Source organism: Streptomyces sp. CNQ329, from assembly GCF_000482585.1.
This window is the reverse complement of record NZ_AXVU01000008.1, coordinates 98977-115449: the sequence shown is the minus strand read 5'-3', so window position 1 is coordinate 115449 and position 16473 is coordinate 98977. Positions and strand designations below refer to the sequence as shown.

Genomic DNA, 16473 nt, shown 5'->3' with positions numbered 1-16473 from the left:
TGCGGGCGCCCCGCCCGCAGCCGGCGGGACACCCGTGTCTGCCGGTCGTCCGTACGTCCCGGGCGTCCGGTCCTAGTCCTTCGCCGTCTCGGGCAGGTGCTCCTGCACCTCGGCGGCGGCCTCCTGCCCGTACGCCTTGGTGAAGCGGGCGACGAAGTTGCTGCGCCGCAGCTCGTACTCCTGCGGGCCCACGGTCTCGATGACCAGCGTCGCCAGCATGCAGCCGAGCTGCGCCGCCCGTTCCATGCTCACGCCCCAGCTCAGCCCGGACAGGAAGCCGGCCCGGAAGGCGTCGCCGACGCCCGTCGGGTCCGCCTTGCGCTCCTCCTCCGGGCAGCCGACGAGGATCGGCTCCTCGCCGGCGCGGTCGATGCGCACGCCGCGGGCGCCGAGGGTGGTCACGCGGGTGCCGACGTGGGTCAGCAGTTCCTCGTCGTCCCAGCCGGTCTTGGACTCGATCAGCCCCTTCTCGTACTCGTTGGAGAAGAGGAACGCGGCGCCCTCGGTGAGGGTGCGGATGCCTTCGCCCTCCATACGGGCGATCTGCTGGGAGTAGTCGGCGGCGAAGGGGATACCGCGGGTGCGGCACTCCTCCGTGTGGCGCAGCATCGCCTCGGGGTCGTCGGCCCCGATGGAGACGAGGTCGAGGCCGCCGACGCGGTCGGCGACGGTCTTCAGCTCGATCAGCCGGGCCTCGCTCATCGCGCCCGTATAGAAGGAGCCGATCTGGTTGTGGTCGGCGTCGGTGGTGACGACGAAGCGCGCGGTGTGCAGCACTTCGGAGATGCGTACGGAGCCGGTGTCGACGCCGTGCCGCTCCAGCCAGGCGCGGTACTCGCCGAAGTCGGCGCCGGCCGCGCCGACGAGAATCGGGCGGGCGCCGAGCTGGCCCATGCCGAAGCAGATGTTGGGCCCGACCCCGCCGCGGCGCACGTCCAGTTTGTCGACAAGGAACGACAGCGAGACGTTGTGCAGTTGGTCGGCGACGAACTGCTCGGAGAACCGACCGGGGAAGGTCATGAGATGGTCGGACGCGATCGAGCCGGAAACGGCAATGTGCACGGCGTACGCTCCTGTAGGCGGGGCAGGTCACGCGGATACGCTCACGCTACCGGGTGAACACCCGCCTCCGGACGGGTTCGACCAGGCCAAAACTACCTGATAGTAGGTCTTACCACTCCTCGCCGCGGGTGCGTACGGTCAGGGCATGCAGAACGAACTGCGGGCCTCCGCCACCCCCCACACGCCGGCGGCCTTCCCCGGCACCGCACCGCTGGAGCCGGACGACGGTCTCGCCGAGCTGCGCACGGACTGCGCCAGAATGGCGCCCCACTGGTCGGGACACGCGCGCACCCCCGAAGGCCACGTCTCGGAGACACGGATCAGCGGTCTCGCGCGGATCATGGTGCCGACGGCCTCCGCGGACCTGCTCCGCGGCATGTCCGAATACGGCGACTGACTTTTCCACCGGACCGGCTTCCGGAGGGAACCGGATCCGCGTGGGCGGCGTCCCATCGGCATCCCGACGAAGGAGCCGAACGGTGAGCACGGAGCACCCCCCAGAGCCCGCCCCCGAGCCCGCCCCCGAGCCCGAGCCCGCGCACGCCCGCGCGGCCGGCCCGGACGGGCGGGACGGCGACGAGCCCGGCACCCCCGGTCATCCGGACGGCGGCGGGCGCCGCCCCGGCATGCTGGTGGCCGCGGCCGTCGCCGCCGCGGTGATGCTGACGGGCGGCGGGGTCGCGTACGTGGTGGACCGGACGGGCGACGGCGGCGCCGGCTCCGGCGGCGGGGAACCGCCGCCGCTGCGCCTCGACGGGCTTTCGCTGGAGTCCGCGGCGGCGCACGCGCGCGGGCCGCTGCGGCTCGTGGGCGAGCTGCCCGACGGGCCGAAGGAGGCACCGGTGTTCACGCCGGAGGGCCGGGTCGGGGCCGCCGACGTGGCGCGGCTCGCGGAGGCGCTGGGGGTGGACGGCAAGCCCCGTCAGGAGGGCGGCGGCTGGCGCGTCGGCGCCTCGGGCGACGGACAGGGGCCGCTGCTCCAGGTCCAGACGGAGGCCCCGGGCGCCTGGTCGTACCAGCAGTACGGGGGGAGCGGCTGCGGCACCCCGGTGCCCGCGGAGCCCGACGGCGGCGATCCGGACACGGCCGTGGCGTCCGACTGCTCGGCACCGGTCCCGGTGCCCGACGACCCGGCGGGCGAGCCGGTCCCGGAGTCGGAGGCCAGGCAGGCCGCCGAGCCGGTCCTTGCCGCGGTGGGCCAGCAGGACGCCGACGTGACGGCCGCCGATCCGTTCGGGGCGATGCGTACGGTGACCGCGGATCCGGTCGTCGGCGGGCTGCCGACGACGGGCTGGCAGACCTCGGTGCAGATAGCCGCGGACGGGCAGGTGACCGGTGGCAACGGCTACCTGGTGGAGCCGGCCCGGGCGGACACGTACCCCGTGATCACCGCGGACGCGGCGCTGAAGGAACTGAACAAGCCCTCCGGCACCGCGGACGACGCCCGCGAGAACCTTGCGGTCGCCCCGGTGTGCGCCTCGGCGGTGCCGTACGACGAGGGCACGGGCCCCGGCAAGCCGCCCGCCGGCAAGGTGGACCCGTGCCTGGGCAAGCTGACGCCGGCCAAGGTGCGCGGCGCCGAGTTCGGGCTCTCCGCGCAGTCGGTGCAGGGGCGGCCGGCACTGGTGCCGTCCTGGCTGTTCGAGGTGACGGGCGACTCGCCGACCCCGTTCCACGGCGGCACACCGGGCACGATCGTGTGGCCGCAACTGGCCGTCGCGCCGGAGTACGTCGCCGCCGCCGAACCGAGCACCCCGCCGGCTCCCGAGCCGGCCCCGCCCACCTCGGCACCGGGCACGGAGCCGGGCGCGGGCCGCGGCTCCGCCGACGATCCCGGCGGTGCGCCGGGCACGGGCAGCGGCTCGGGCAGCGGCTCGGCCCCGGACGCGCCCGGCCGGGTGGAGACGGCACAGCCGGCCCAGCCGCCGTCGTCGGCGCCGGCGGACCGGCCGGAGAGCGGCGGTGCGGCGGAGACCGCGGTGGGCATCGAGTCGTACTCGGTGGACGGACGCACCCTCAAGCTGCACTTCTGGGGCGGAGTGTGCACGGACTACGCGGCGACCGCCGAGGAGTCGGACGGGGCGGTGAAGGTCCGGCTGACGGGCCGGGAGAAGGAGCCGGGCCAGGTCTGCATCAAGATCGCCAAGCGCTTCACGGAGACCGTGGAGCTGTCCGCGCCCCTCGACGGCCGCAGGGTCGTGGACGCGGCGAACGGGGAGCGGGTGGCGGCGAAGTAGGAACCGAGGACTGCCACGCGGGGCGGCATCGCCCACACAAGCGGAAGGCGGCGGAACCGTGGGGGTTTCCGCCGCCTTCCTCCTGCCGGTACGGGCACGGGGCCCGTGCGCTCCGGGCGATCCTCAGCTGAAGGAGTCGCCGCAGGCGCAGGAGCCGGTCGCGTTGGGGTTGTCGATCGTGAAGCCCTGCTTCTCGATGGTGTCGACGAAGTCGATGGACGCGCCGGTCAGATACGGAGCGCTCATCCGGTCGGTCACGACCGAGACGCCACCGAAGTCCTTGACGACGTCACCGTCGAGGTCGCGGTCGTCGAAGAAGAGCTGGTAGCGCAGGCCGGAGCAGCCACCCGGCTGTACGGCGACGCGGAGCTTGAGATCCGGCTGGCCTTCCTGCTCCAGCAGGCTCTTGACCTTCGCCGCAGCGGCGTCGGACAGAATGATGCCGTCGACTGCGGTGGTCTCGCCCTGAACGGTCATTCGCATGTCTCCCGGGTTGTGGACTGCTTGCCGATCGAGTCCAACCGGCCGCGCACCCGATTCATTCCGGCCGGGGGCGCGCATTTTTGCTCCCCTCATGCTCGCATACGCCACCACTTCGGGTCATCCGCCCAAGGTCGCAGGAGGCGGTACGGACCGGTCCGGGCCGCGCGGGCGGCATTCGTCACATTGACGCAAGCACGATCGTCAACCTGACGCTAAGGGGTTATGATTAATAACGTCAATGTGACGAAAACAGAGGTGCCGGCAGCCGGCCGAGACCCGAAGAGAAAGGGTGGAGTGCGCTGTGACCACCGCCCAGGACCTTGATGTGACCCCCACGCCCCTCGCCCTGCTCATGCTCGGCCGGGAGGCGGACCCCTCCAGCGAGCGCGGGGTCGACTGTCCCGGTGACCTGCCCGCCCCCTCCGACCCCGGGCTGGTGGAGCGGGCCCGCGCGGCCAAGGAGCGGCTCGGCGAGAAGGTGTTCGTCCTCGGCCACCACTACCAGCGCGACGAGGTCATCCAGTTCGCCGATGTGACCGGCGACTCCTTCAAGCTCGCGCAGCAGGCCGCCGCCCGCCCCGAGGCGGAGTACATCGTCTTCTGCGGTGTGCACTTCATGGCCGAGTCCGCGGACATCCTCACCTCCGACGCCCAGGCGGTCGTCCTGCCCGACCTGGCCGCGGGCTGCTCCATGGCCGACATGGCCACCGCCGAGCAGGTCGCCGAGTGCTGGGACGTGCTCACCGAGGCCGGTGTGGCGGACGTCACGGTGCCCGTGTCGTACATGAACTCCTCCGCCGACATCAAGGCGTTCACCGGCCGGCACGGCGGCACCATCTGCACCTCCTCCAACGCCGAGCGTGCCCTGAAATGGGCCTTCGCGCAGCGCGAGGCGGACACGGGCAAGGTGCTGTTCCTGCCCGACCAGCACCTCGGCCGCAACACCGCGATACGCGACCTGGGCCTGACCCCCGACGACTGCGTCGTCTACAACCCGCACCGGCCGAACGGCGGCCTGACCGCCGAGCAGGTGCGCGCCGCGAAGATGATCCTGTGGCGCGGGCACTGCTCCGTACACGGCCGCTTCTCGCTCGACTCGGTCGAGGAGGTACGCGCGCGCATCCCCGGGGTGAACGTACTGGTCCACCCCGAGTGCAAGCACGAGGTGGTCGCCGCCGCCGACCGGGTCGGCTCCACCGAGCACATCATCAAGGCCCTCGACGAGGCTCCCGCCGGCTCGAAGTGGGCCGTCGGCACGGAGCTGAACCTGGTCCGCCGGCTGGCCGGGCGGCACCCCGACAAGGAGATCGTCTTCCTCGACCGCACCGTCTGCTTCTGCTCCACGATGAACCGCATCGACCTGCCCCACCTGGTCTGGGCGCTGGAGTCGCTCGCCGACGGCAAGCTGGTCAACCGCATCGAAGTCGACAAGGAGACGGAGCACTTCGCCAAGCTCGCGCTGGAGCGGATGCTGGCGCTGCCCTGACGTCCCGGAGGCACGGGGGTGACGCGGGCCCGGCGCAGGGCGGAGGATTGACGGCATGATCCTGCGCCAGGTCCGCGACTCGAAGGACGACGCCGAGGCCGTGCGCCAGATCGCCGACGCCGCGTTCACGGCCTCGCACGCCGCCAAGGGCGATCCGCCCGAGAAGCTCGGCGAGAGCGAGGCGATCCGGCTGCGCAGCGTCGTTCGGCATCTCGCGCGCACCGACCCCGGCGGCTGCTGGCTGGCCATGGACGACGCGGGCCGGCCGGTCGGCGCGGCGCTGTCCACCAGACGCGAGGGCACCTGGGGGCTGTCGCTGCTGGTCGTCGTGCCGGAAGCGCAGGGCAAGGGGCTCGGCAAGGCGCTGCTCGCGCGCACGCTCGCGTACGGGCGCGGCTGTCTCCGCGGCCTGATCTGCGGCTCCCGCCACCCGCACGCCGCCCGCGCCTACCGCGCCGCGGGCCTCACCCTGCACCCCGCCATGCGGCTGCGCGGCACCGTCGACCACGCCGGTCTGGAGCCGCCGACCGGCGCGGTCGTCGAGGGCGGGCCGGGGCAGCGCGACCTCATGGACTCCGTCGACCGCAGGCTGCGCGGCGGCGCCCACGGCCCGGACCACACCGAGCTGCTGCGCCACTACCAGTGCATCGTCTCCGACGACCTCGCGGGCAGCGGCTACGCGTACCTGCGCGAGGGCCGGGTGGAGCTGCTGGCGGCGACCTCGCGGCGGATCGCGGCGCGGCTGCTGACGGCGGCGCTGCTGAGCCTGGCGCCGGGGGCGGCGGCGCGGGTCCCGCATCTGACGGCGGACCAGGAGTGGGCCGTGGACGTGGGCCTGGCGGCGGGCCTGGAGCTGACGACGGAGGGCTACGTGTGCGTACGGGGCATGCGCCCGCCGGCGCCGTACATCCCGTCGGGGCTGTTCCTCTAGCGGCACGGCCACCCGGCGGGGCCCGGGATCAGGACAGGTCGACGCTCACCTTGTAGAACCTGGTCGTCTGCTTCGCCGTGTTGCCGTTGTTGTCGCTGACCAGGTAAAGGGCGCGGCGGCCGTCCGGCAGGTGCTCGCCCAGGGCCATGCCCTCGATGGTGTCCAGCATGGGGTTGAGCTGAGGCTGCTTGTGAGGTGCCCCGGCGGTGGGGCAGTTCACCAGGTTGGCCAGCGGCTCGACCCGATCAGGTGAGGGGCCCGGCGCCCGGGGGCCGGGCGTCCGCCCGGACAGAGCCTAACCGCCGGGGCGGACGAGGCCCGATTCGTAGGCCAGGACCACCAGTTGGGCCCGGTCGCGGGCGCCCAGCTTGGCCATCGTGCGGTTGACGTGGGTCTTCACCGTCAACGGACTGACTTCGAGCCGGCCGGCGATCTCGTCGTTCGCCAGCCCGCGGGCCACGAGGCCCAGCACCTCGCGCTCCCGGCTCGTCAGTGCGCCGAGGCGGTCCGGCGCGTCCGGGCCGCCGACGGCGTCGGCGGCACCGCCCGCCGCGCTGTCGCCGCCGGCCAGGAAGCGGGCGATCAGCCCTTTCGTCGCCGAGGGCGACAGCAGGGCCTCGCCGTCCGCGGCCACCCGGATCGCGGCCAGCAGTTCGCCGGGCTCGGCGCCCTTGCCGAGGAAGCCGGACGCGCCGGCGCGCAGCGCCTCGATGACGTAGTCGTCGACCTCGAAGGTCGTGAGGATCACCACCCGCACGTGGCGCAGGCTGTCGTCGCCGGAGATCGTGCGGGTGGCGGTCAGGCCGTCGGTGCCGGGCATCCGGATGTCCATGAGGACCAGGTCCGCGTCCGCCTCACGGACCAGCCGCACCGCCTCCGCACCGTCGCCCGCCTCACCCACGACCTCCATGTCCGGCTCGGAGTCGACCAGGACGCGGAACGCGCTGCGCATCAGCGCGTGGTCGTCCGCCAGCACCACCCGGATCGGCCGCGTCCGCGGCGGCGGGACCTCGCTCAACCCTGCTCCTTGATCGCCTCACCGGGCGCGCGGCGCAGACAGCCGCCCGCCCACGCCCCGCGCGGTGTCCGGGCCGTGCCCGGACCCGCGCCGACGGGGGCACCGGCCGGCTCCGTACCGGCGTCCGCGTCCGCGGCCACCCGCAGCGGCAGCCGTACCCGTACCTCGAAGCCCTCCCGGCCGTCCGCGCGCTCGCCCATGGTGCACCGGCCGCCCAGCGCGGCGGCGCGCTCCCGCATGCCGACGAGCCCGAGCCCGCCCGCGCGCTCGCCGTCCCCGACACCGTCGGTGCCGTCCTTCCCGCCGCCGTTGCTCCCCCCGCCGTCGCGTCCGCCGTCCGGCCCGGCGCCGTCCGCGCCCCGGCCGTCGTCGCGGACCGCGATCTCCAGCCCGTCCGCCTCCCGCGACAGGCTCACCACCGCGTGCGCCTGCGCCCCCGCGTGCTTGCGCACGTTCGTCAGCGCCTCCTGGAGCACCCGGTACGCCGCCAGGTCCACCGCCGCCGGCAGCGTGCCGACCACCTCGGCCGCCCGCTCCACCCGCGTCGTCACCGCCGTCCTGCGCGGCCCCAGCTCCGAGGCGACCTCCACCGACACCGGCGTGCCCGCCCGGACGAACCCGTCGACCAGCTCCGTGAGCATCGCCAGCCCGGGCGCGGGCTCGGTGGGCGCGTGCGGGTCGCCGGACTGGCGCAGCAGCCCGACGGTGGTGCGCAGCTCCTCCAGCGCGGTGCGGCTCGCGTCGCGTACGTGCGACAGCGCCTCCTTCGCCTGGTCGGGGCGGCTCTCCATCACATGCGAGGCCACCCCCGCCTGGACGTTGACCAGCGCGATGTGGTGCGCGACGACGTCGTGCAGCTCGCGCGCGATGCGTACCCGCTCCTCCGCGACCCGGCGGCGCGCCTCCTCCTCGCGGGTCCGCTCGGCCCGCTCGGCGCGCTCGCGGATGGCGGCGACCACGGCCCGGCGGCTGCGCACGGCGTCGCCGACGCCCGCGGCCATCCCGGTCCAGCCGAAGACCCCGAGGTTCTCGTCCGCGTACCACGGGCGGTCGCCGAAGAGCATCATCGCGAACGTCAGCACCCCGACGGTGAGCAGCGCGATCCGCCAGGTGGTGTGCCGGTCGGTGCGGGCGGCGACGGTGTAGAGGGCGACCACGACGCTCAGCGCGATGGGCGTCCCCGGATCGCCCGCGGACGCGATGACGTGCGCGATGGTCAGCGCCATCGTGGCGGCGAGCACCGCCCACGGCGCCCGCCGCCGCAGCACGAGGACGGCGCAGGCGGCGGTCGCGAGCACGACCTCGGCGGGGCCGAGGTCGGCGGGCGGTGGCGCGTTCGCCCCGCGGTCCGGGAAGACGGAGCTGATGAGGATCGCGGCGAGTGCGACCGCCGCCAGCAGGGCGTCGGCCGCGAGGGTGTGCGCACGGAGCCGGCGGGGCAGAGCGGCGAGGTGGGTCACGGCAGCGGTGGGTGCAGAGGAGGGCCGGCCCCGGTCCTGACGACCGGGGCGGGAGGCGGCCGAGGCGTTCGTGATGACGGGCCGGGAGTCAGCCGGGGATCAGACCGTCGTCGCTGAGCATCTCCCTGACCTCTTCCAGGGAGGCGTCAGGCGCCGGGAGGATCAGCTCGGACGGCTCCAGCGCGTCGTCCGGCAGCGGGGTGCCCATCGAGCGCACGGCGTCGAGCAGGGCGCCGAGCGTCCGACGGAAGCCGTCCCCGTCGCCCCTCTCCATCTCGGCGAGCAGTTCGTCGTCCAGCTTGTTGAGCTCGGTGAAGTGGCTGTCGTCCAGCTTCACCTGCCCCTCCCCCATGATCCGTACGATCACGGTTTTCTCCCGTTCTTCCGAGCCCGTCGGGGGGCGGTCACTGCTTGTCGAACCGCGGGGCGTCCTGCGGCGGAGCCTGCTGCTGCTGCGTCTGCGCGCTCTGCTGGCCGCCTTCGATCGCCTGCTGCTGCTCGGTGCCGCCACCCGCCAGCTCGGCCTTCATGCGCTGCAGCTCCAGCTCGACGTCCGCGCCGCCGGAGAGCCGGTCCAGCTCGGCGGAGATGTCGTCCTTCGCCATCCCCGTCGGGTCGTCCAGCGCGCCGGAGGCCAGCAGCTCGTCGATGGCGCCGGCGCGGGCCTGCATCTGCGCCGTACGGTCCTCCGCGCGCTGCACGGCCAGGCCGACGTCGCCCATCTCCTCGGAGATGCCGGAGAACGCCTCGCCGATCCGGGTCTGCGCCTGCGCCGCGGTGTACGTGGCCTTGATGGTCTCCTTCTTGGTCCGGAAGGCGTCCACCTTGGCCTGCAGCCGCTGAGCGGCGAGGGTGAGCTTCTCCTCCTCGCTCTGCAGCGTCTGGTGCTGCGCCTCCAGGTCGGTGACCTGCTGGTGCAGCGCCGCCTTACGGGACAGCGCCTCGCGCGCCAGGTCCTCGCGGCCGAGGGCGAGGGCCTTCTTGCCCTGGTCCTCCAGCTTGCTGGACTGGCTCTGCAGCTGACCGAGCTGCAGCTCCAGGCGCTTGCGCGACGTCGCCACGTCGGCGACCCCCCGGCGCACCTTCTGCAGCAGCTCAAGCTGCTTCTGGTACGAGTAGTCGAGGGTCTCGCGCGGGTCCTCGGCCCGGTCCAGGGCCTTGTTGGCCTTCGCGCGGAAGATCATTCCCATCCGCTTCATGACACCGCTCATGGGCCTCGCGCGCCCCCTTCTGACGGACTTCAGCCTCGGCACATACTCTGCAGGTCCCACAGTACGGGCCCTGCTTCCATTACCGCACTGCCTGGGCGCCAATGCGCTCCTCCTGCAGGACGAACCGCCGGGGGTCCGTCCTCCCGCCCAGGGAGTAGACGACCGTAGGGGCTCCCGGTTCGCGCGCCCCCACAGGTAGTGACACGCACGCCGTTGCCGGATCGTTCCCCCTCGGTCTGGGTCGTACACCCCGGTGCCCCTATTCTTGGGCCTGTGTTCGGAAGCCGTTCCAAGGATGACCAGTCCGCTGAGCCCGAGGTGAGCGCGGCGGAGACGAAGCGTGTGCGCCCGGCAGAGGCGCCCAAGGGCAGGCCCACGCCCAAGCGCAGCGAGTCGCAGGCGCAGCGCCGTGCCATGGCCAAGACCCCTGCGACACGCAAGGAGGCGTCGAAACGGGCGCGGGAGGCACGCAGGGCCGACATGGCCAGGCAGCGCGAGGCGCTGGCCACGGGCGACGAGAGGTACCTGCCCCCGCGGGACAAGGGGCCGGTGCGCAAGTTCGTGCGGGACTACGTGGACTCGCGGTGGTGCGTGGCGGAGTTCTTCCTGCCCATGGCCATCATCATCCTGCTGCTGAGCATCACGCCGTCGGCGGGGCTGAAGAACATCTCGCTGCTGCTGTGGCTGTTCGTGATCGTGCTGATCGTCTTCGATTCGATCGCGATCTCCGTACAGGTGAAGAAGCAGCTCAAGAAGCGCTTCCCGGACGAGAGCCACCGTGGCGCCAAGGCGTACGCGCTGATGCGCACGCTCCAGTTGCGCCGGATGCGGCTGCCGAAGCCGCAGGTGAAGCGGGGCGAGCGGCCCTGACGCCGGCGGGCGTACGGGGCGGGGACCGCCGCGTACGCCCGTACCACCCGCGGGCCGCCGGCCCGGTGAGGGACCGGCCGTGACCGGCTTTTACGCGCCCTCCGCCGCCTCCAGGCTCATCGGGCCGTAGACCTCGGCCCCGTCCTCCAGCAGCCGGACCTGCGCGACGCCGCCCTCCAGCAGTTCCTTCCAGACCTCGCCGATCCACGACTCCGCGTCACCCTGGGTCGTGAAGTCATCCGGCTCCACCGCCGGGGTCGCCTCCGTGCCGTCGGCTTTCTCGAACCGCCAGGTCCACGCTGCCATGACTGCCTCCGTCCCACGCCGGATAGTGCGCTCGCAGCGTAACCGAGAGTTCTGAAGCACCGCCCCGCCCGGGCGCGTGGCCGCCGCCCGCGAGACGATCGGGGCGTGGACATCACCCTCCTCGGCACCGGTGCGCCCGCCGGGCTGCCGCGCCCGGGCTGTCCCTGCGCGGCGTGTGCCACCGCCGTCGGGCCCGAGGCGCGGGCGGCGACGTCCGTCCTCGTGGACGAGATCGTGCTGCTCGACCTCACGCCGGGTGCCGCGCTCGCCGCGGCGCGCGCCGGGCGGACGCTGGCGGGCGTGCTGCAGGTGCTGCTCAGCCACCCGCACGACGGGCCCGCCGTGGCACCCCCGGCGGGGGTGCCGGCGCCGTCGCGGGCGCCGGACGGGCAGGAGGTGACGCTGATCAGCGGGCACCGGGTGCGGGCCGTCGCGGTCGACTCCCCCGGCACCGGGTACGAGATCACCGGGCCGGCCGGGGACCGGCTGCTGTATCTGCCGCCGGGTGCTGCCCCGTCGGGCCTCCGGGGGCCGCTGGAACCATACGACCTGGTCCTGCTCGACGTCTGCGGCCGGCCCGGCGCGCTCGCCCGGCTCCGCGCCCACGGCGGCGTCACCGCCGCCACCGACGTCGTCGCCGTCCACCTCGGCGGCCACACCGGCGACGCCTCCGGGCCGGCCCCGCCGCCCGGCCCCGAACTGCACCGGCGGCTCGCCGCCGCGGGGGCCAGGGCCGTACCCGACGGGCAGGGCCTCGTCGCCGGTCACGGTCCGGGCGGCCCCGCCGTGCCGCGGCGCACGCTGATCCTCGGCGGCGCCCGGTCCGGCAAGTCCGTGGAGGCCGAGCGGCGGCTCGCGGCGTTCCCGGAGGTCGAGTACGCGGCCACCGGCGGCACCCGCGACGGGGACGCCGAGTGGGCGGCCCGGGTCGCGGTCCACCGCGAGCGCCGGCCGGCGACCTGGCGTACCACCGAAACCTGCGACCTGGTGCCCCTGCTCGCCGCGGACGGCGCGCCGCCGCTGCTGGTCGACTGCCTCTCGCTGTGGCTCACGGACGCCATGGACCGGGCGGGGGCGTGGGACGGGGGCGACGTACGGCCGCGCGCCGACGAGCTGGTCGCGGCGGTACGCACCACCCGCCGCACCCTGGTCGCGGTCAGCAACGAGGTCGGCTCGGGCGTCGTCCCGGCCACCCCGGCGGGCCGGCTCTTCCGCGACGAGCTGGGCCGGCTGAACGCGGCGGTGGCGGCGGAGTGCGAACAGGTGCTGCTGGTGGTGGCGGGGCAGGTGCTGACCCTGCGGGGATGAACCGATGCCGCAGCCGCCCGCGGACGCGGGGTCCGCAACCGGCCGGGTACGGCGGGCGCCCGCGCCGCCGGCCGGCCGCCGGCCGCCGGGGCCGCGGGGACGATCCGGCGCCACGGCACCGCCCCGCCCGCGGCCCGGGGCGGCCAACCGCGGGGGCAGCGGCGCCCGCGGCGCGGGCTGCGGGTAATCTGCGCCCGTGAGCGGCCTGAATCTGGACGACTTCATCAATGACATCGACCGCCCCGACTCGTCCGTCCGCCGGCGGGCCGAGCAGTGGCGGGCGACCCACGGCCCGCGCCCCGGCGCGCTCGGCCGCCTGGACGACCTCGGCGAGTGGCTGGCGGCGGCGCAGGGCGACGTGCCGGCCAAGCCGGTCGCGCAGCCGCGTCTGGTGCTCTTCGCCGGGGACCACGGCGTCGCCGAGCTGGACGTCTCCGGCCGCACGGCGGGCACCGCCGACACCCTGGCCCGCGCCGCGCTCGACGGCCGGAGCGCCTCGGCGATCCTCGCCCGCCGGTTCGGCGCCGGGCTGCGGGTCGTCGACATGGGCCTCGACTGCGACCCGGAGTCGCTGCCGAAGGAGGTCACCCGCCATCGCGTACGCCGCGGGTCCGGCCGCATCGACATCGAGGACGCGCTCACGGAGGAGGAGACCGAGGCCGCGTTCCGGGCCGGCATGGCGATCGCCGACGAGGAGACCGACTCCGGTACGGACCTGCTGCTCCTCGGCGACCTCAGCGTCGGCGGCACGACCGCGGCCGGCACGATCATCGCCGCCCTGTGCGGCACCGACGCCTCCGTGGTGACCGGCCGCGGCGGCGCGGGCATCGACGACCTGGCCTGGATGCGCAAGTGCGCCGCGATCCGCGACGCGCTGCGCCGCAGCCGGCCGGTGCTGGGCGACCAGTTGGAGCTCCTCGCCACGGTCGGCGGCGCGGACCTGGCCGCGATGACGGGCTTCCTGTTGCAGGCCGCGGTACGGCGCACGCCCGTCGTGCTCGACGGGGTCGTCTCGGCGGCGGCGGCGCTGGTCGCCCAGCGGGTGGCGTTCCGTGCTCCCGACTGGTGGCTGGCCGGCCAGGCGAGCGGCGAGCCGGCGCAGGAAAAGGCGCTGGACCGCATCGCGATCGACCCCCTGCTCGACCACGGCGTGACGACGGGCGAGGGCACCGGCGCCCTGCTGGCCCTGCCGTTCCTCCAGGCCGCGGCGGAACTCTGGTCGGAGCTGCCGGAGAACCCGGCCGAGGCTGAGGCAGCCGTGGCCGAGGGCGCGGTTGACGACATCACCTGACGGGGCGGACCCGGCGGAGGGCTGTGGCCCGGGCCGGGCGGACGAGCCGCACGGCACCGCCGGTCGGCCCGATCCGGCCGGCTCCGCAACCGCCCCCGGCGGCCCCGCCGCACTTCCCGTCGCCCTGCGGTTCGCCTTCGGCACCCTGACCGCGCTGCCCGTGCGCGTCCACCGCTGGGACCGCGCCGCCGCCCGCGGCGGCATGCTCGCCGCACCCGCCGCCGGGCTCGTGCTCGGCCTCCTCGCCGCCGGCACCGGCGGATTGCTGCTGCTCGCCGGCGCCGGGGCGGCCGTCGCCGCCGTGGCCACCGTCGCCCTGCCCGCCGTGCTGACGCGGGGACTGCATCTCGACGGGCTCGCCGACACCGCCGACGGGCTGGGCAGCGGGCGGCCCGCCGCGGGGGCGCTGGCGGTCATGCGGCGCTCCGACATCGGCCCGTTCGGCGTGATCACGCTGCTGCTGGTGCTGCTCGGGCAGGTCGCTGCGGTGTACGAGCTGTACGACGACGGCTCCCGGGCCCGCGCCGCGCTCGCCGTCACCGCCGCGGCGGTCGCCGCCCGCGCGGCCCTGACCCTCGCCGCCCGCGCCGGTGTTCCGGCGGCCCGCCCGGAGGGTCTGGGCGCCGCGGTGGCGGGGGTGCTGTCCGTCCGTGCCGCCGTCGCCGGCGCGGTCGCGGCCACCGCCGTCCTCGCCGGGGCGGCCGGGCTCCTCTCCGGTCCGTACGCGGCGCTGCACACCGCGCTCGCCGTCGCCGCCGCACTGGCGGCCGCCGAGTTCCTGCGGCACCACTGCGTCCGCCGTTTCGGCGGAGTCACCGGCGACGTCTTCGGCGCGCTCGCCGAAACCGCCGCGACCGCCGCGCTGGTCGCCGCGGTCCTGGGTCCCGCCTGAACCCGCCCGCACGGAACCCGCCCCGCGGCGGGACTCCGGCGCACGCACAGCGCGATGCAAGCCTCGTACATACGTCCGGCGCGTCACTCCGCCTGGCGACCGCACCCCCGGAAACCGCCCCTCCCGCCCACCGGCCGGGCCGCTCCGTCCGCCGGGCAGGGCCCGGCCCCGGGGGCCGGCGGCGGGTCCCCGCCACCTGCCCGCACGCGGGCAAACCCGCCGTCAACCCGGCGCCCTCCGCCGGCGTCGTACCGCATACGATGCCGCCTACACCCCCCGAACCCGCACCCGAGAATGGATCCTCACCACCGTGACTGCTCTGACTCTCAGTTCCTCGTCCGCCGCCGGTCTGCGTGCGGACGCCGTCGTCGTGGGTGTGGGCAAGGGCCCCAAGGGCCCCGTGCCGGCACCCGGCGCGGAGACGGTCGATGAGGCGTACGGCGGGAAGCTGGCCGCCGTGCTGGAGGCCCTCGGGGCGTCCGGCGGCGAGGGCGAGGTCACGAAGCTGCCCGCGCCCGACGGCCTCAAGGCACCCCTCGTCGTCGCCGTCGGCCTCGGCGCCGTGCCCGCGAAGGGCGACTCCTACGACACCGAGACCCTGCGCCGTGCCGCGGGCAGCGCCTCCCGCGCGCTGGCCGGTGCGAAGAAGGCCGCGTTCGCGCTGCCGCTGGAGGTCGCCGACGACACCGCCGCCGTGGCGGAGGGCGCGCTGCTCGGCGCGTACGCCTTCCACACCTACCGCGACGGCGGCGCGGACACCGCGGCCGACGACGGCAGGGGCACCAAGGGCGCCAAGGGGAAGAAGGGCAAGGCGAACGGCAACGGCGTCAAGGCTCCGCTCGCCGAGATCGCCCTCCTCGGCGGCAAGCGCGACAAGGCCCACCGCACCGCCGTCGAGCGCGCCACCGTGCTCGCCGAGGAAGTCAACCGCGCCCGCGACCTGATCAACCTCCCCTCCAACGACCTCGACCCCACCGGCTTCGCCGCCGCCGCCCAGCAGGCCGGCAAGGAGCACGGCTTCAAGGTCGCGGTGACGGACGAGAAGGCGCTCGCCAAGGGCGGCTACGGTGGCCTCCTCGGCGTCGGCCAGGGCTCGCAGACCCCGCCGCGGCTGGTCCGCCTGGAGCACCGGCACCCGAAGGCGAAGCAGACGATCGCGCTGGTCGGCAAGGGCATCACGTACGACTCGGGCGGCATCTCGCTCAAGCCCGCCGGCCACAACGAGACGATGAAGTGCGACATGAGCGGCGCCGCGGCCGTACTCTCCGCCGTCTCCGCCGCCGCCCGGCTGGGCCTGCCGGTGAACGTCACCGGCTGGCTGGCGCTCGCTGAGAACATGCCGTCCGGCTCCGCCACCCGCCCCGGCGACGTGCTGCGGATGTACAGCGGCAAGACCGTCGAGGTGCTGAACACCGACGCCGAGGGCCGGCTCGTCCTCGCCGACGCGCTGACGAAGGCGTCGGAGGAGAAGCCCGACTACATGATCGACGTGGCGACGCTCACCGGCGCCATGGTGCTGGCCCTGGGCCACCGCACCTTCGGGATCATGGCGAACGACGACGCTTTCCGGACCCGGATCCACATGCTCGCCGAGGCCGCGGGCGAGCAGTCCTGGCCGATGCCGATGCCGCCGGAGCTGAAGAAGGGCATGGAGTCGCCGATCGCGGACATCGCCAACATGGGCGACCGGATGGGCGGCGGCCTGGTGGCCGGGCTCTTCCTGGAGGAGTTCGTCGGCGAGGGCATCACCTGGGCACACCTGGACATCGCGGGCCCGGCCTTCAACTCCTCCGGCCCGTTCGGCTACACCCCCAAGGGCGGCACCGGCTCCGCGGTGCGCACTCTGGTCGCGATCGCCGAGGAGGCCGCCCACGGCGACCTGGTCTGACGTGCACCGCAGCCCGCCGGCGACGGGTGC

17 protein-coding genes are annotated in these 16473 nt (G+C 74.6%); 9 read left to right on the top strand and 8 right to left on the bottom strand.

Features of this window, described 5'->3' with window-relative positions:
* Positions 1–72 precede the first annotated feature (72 nt).
* Positions 73–1062 carry a carbohydrate kinase family protein gene (locus I003_RS0107650; RefSeq protein ID WP_027770981.1) on the bottom strand — a complete coding sequence of 330 codons (990 nt, stop codon included), beginning with the start codon at positions 1060–1062 and terminating at the stop codon, positions 73–75.
* 145 nt (positions 1063–1207) lie between these two features.
* On the opposite strand from I003_RS0107650, the gene I003_RS31700 reads away from it, so the two are divergent.
* Positions 1208–1459 carry a hypothetical protein gene (locus tag I003_RS31700; RefSeq protein WP_037720331.1) on the top strand — a complete coding sequence of 84 codons (252 nt, stop codon included), beginning with the start codon at positions 1208–1210 and terminating at the stop codon, positions 1457–1459.
* A gap of 82 nt (positions 1460–1541) precedes the next feature.
* Positions 1542–3299, top strand: coding sequence for a hypothetical protein (locus tag I003_RS0107640; RefSeq protein WP_027770979.1), 1758 nt, complete (start codon positions 1542–1544; stop codon positions 3297–3299).
* Between the two features lie 123 nt (positions 3300–3422).
* Here I003_RS0107640 and erpA read toward each other — a convergent pair whose 3' ends face one another.
* Positions 3423–3776, bottom strand: coding sequence for an iron-sulfur cluster insertion protein ErpA (gene erpA / locus I003_RS0107635; protein ID WP_018837629.1), 354 nt, complete (start codon positions 3774–3776; stop codon positions 3423–3425).
* Between the two features lie 307 nt (positions 3777–4083).
* On the opposite strand from erpA, the gene nadA reads away from it, so the two are divergent.
* Both nadA and I003_RS0107625 read left to right on the top strand, forming a co-directional pair.
* Complete coding sequence (gene nadA, locus I003_RS0107630; protein ID WP_027770978.1) at positions 4084–5268, top strand: quinolinate synthase NadA; 1185 nt, start codon at positions 4084–4086, stop codon at positions 5266–5268.
* Positions 5269–5323: 55 nt separating this feature from the next.
* A complete protein-coding gene (locus I003_RS0107625) occupies positions 5324–6199 on the top strand; it encodes a GNAT family N-acetyltransferase (RefSeq protein WP_027770977.1) in 876 nt (291 codons plus the stop codon).
* 28 nt (positions 6200–6227) lie between these two features.
* Here I003_RS0107625 and I003_RS35940 read toward each other — a convergent pair whose 3' ends face one another.
* From I003_RS35940 to I003_RS0107600, 5 genes are all read right to left on the bottom strand, one after another.
* Positions 6228–6368 (bottom strand): esterase-like activity of phytase family protein, encoded by a 141-nt coding sequence (locus I003_RS35940; RefSeq protein WP_158688944.1) that lies wholly within the window; start codon positions 6366–6368, stop codon positions 6228–6230.
* 126 nt (positions 6369–6494) lie between these two features.
* The gene (locus I003_RS0107615) at positions 6495–7217 is read right to left on the bottom strand and encodes a response regulator transcription factor (RefSeq protein ID WP_027770976.1); all 723 of its coding nucleotides are present in this window, start codon (positions 7215–7217) and stop codon (positions 6495–6497) included.
* The gene (locus tag I003_RS0107610; RefSeq protein ID WP_027770975.1) at positions 7214–8677 is read right to left on the bottom strand and encodes a histidine kinase; all 1464 of its coding nucleotides are present in this window, start codon (positions 8675–8677) and stop codon (positions 7214–7216) included. Before I003_RS0107610 ends, I003_RS0107615 begins: the two co-directional genes overlap by 4 nt.
* A gap of 88 nt (positions 8678–8765) precedes the next feature.
* Entirely contained in the window at positions 8766–9044 is a 279-nt protein-coding gene (gene pspAA, locus I003_RS0107605) for a PspA-associated protein PspAA (protein ID WP_027770974.1), read from the bottom strand.
* Between the two features lie 37 nt (positions 9045–9081).
* Entirely contained in the window at positions 9082–9888 is an 807-nt protein-coding gene (locus I003_RS0107600) for a PspA/IM30 family protein (RefSeq protein WP_078563806.1), read from the bottom strand.
* A 273-nt stretch (positions 9889–10161) separates the two neighbouring features.
* Here I003_RS0107600 and I003_RS0107590 point away from each other — a divergent pair, with 273 nt between their 5' ends.
* Entirely contained in the window at positions 10162–10758 is a 597-nt protein-coding gene (locus I003_RS0107590; protein WP_486584131.1) for a DUF3043 domain-containing protein, read from the top strand.
* Positions 10759–10848: 90 nt separating this feature from the next.
* Here the strand turns inward: I003_RS0107590 and I003_RS0107585 are convergent, their stop codons facing one another.
* Complete coding sequence (locus tag I003_RS0107585; RefSeq protein WP_027770971.1) at positions 10849–11064, bottom strand: hypothetical protein; 216 nt, start codon at positions 11062–11064, stop codon at positions 10849–10851.
* Positions 11065–11169: 105 nt separating this feature from the next.
* Between I003_RS0107585 and I003_RS0107580 the strand changes: the two genes are divergently transcribed.
* The 4 genes from I003_RS0107580 to I003_RS0107565 all read left to right on the top strand — a co-directional run bounded on the left by I003_RS0107580 (position 11170) and on the right by I003_RS0107565 (position 16443).
* Positions 11170–12372, top strand: coding sequence for a bifunctional adenosylcobinamide kinase/adenosylcobinamide-phosphate guanylyltransferase (locus tag I003_RS0107580; RefSeq protein ID WP_027770970.1), 1203 nt, complete (start codon positions 11170–11172; stop codon positions 12370–12372).
* Positions 12373–12568: 196 nt separating this feature from the next.
* The gene (locus tag I003_RS0107575) at positions 12569–13663 is read left to right on the top strand and encodes a nicotinate-nucleotide--dimethylbenzimidazole phosphoribosyltransferase (RefSeq protein ID WP_027770969.1); all 1095 of its coding nucleotides are present in this window, start codon (positions 12569–12571) and stop codon (positions 13661–13663) included.
* Positions 13647–14555 carry an adenosylcobinamide-GDP ribazoletransferase gene (locus I003_RS0107570; protein WP_027770968.1) on the top strand — a complete coding sequence of 303 codons (909 nt, stop codon included), beginning with the start codon at positions 13647–13649 and terminating at the stop codon, positions 14553–14555. Before I003_RS0107575 ends, I003_RS0107570 begins: the two co-directional genes overlap by 17 nt.
* Positions 14556–14865: 310 nt before the next feature.
* Positions 14866–16443 carry a leucyl aminopeptidase gene (locus I003_RS0107565; protein WP_027770967.1) on the top strand — a complete coding sequence of 526 codons (1578 nt, stop codon included), beginning with the start codon at positions 14866–14868 and terminating at the stop codon, positions 16441–16443.
* Positions 16444–16473 lie beyond the last annotated feature (30 nt).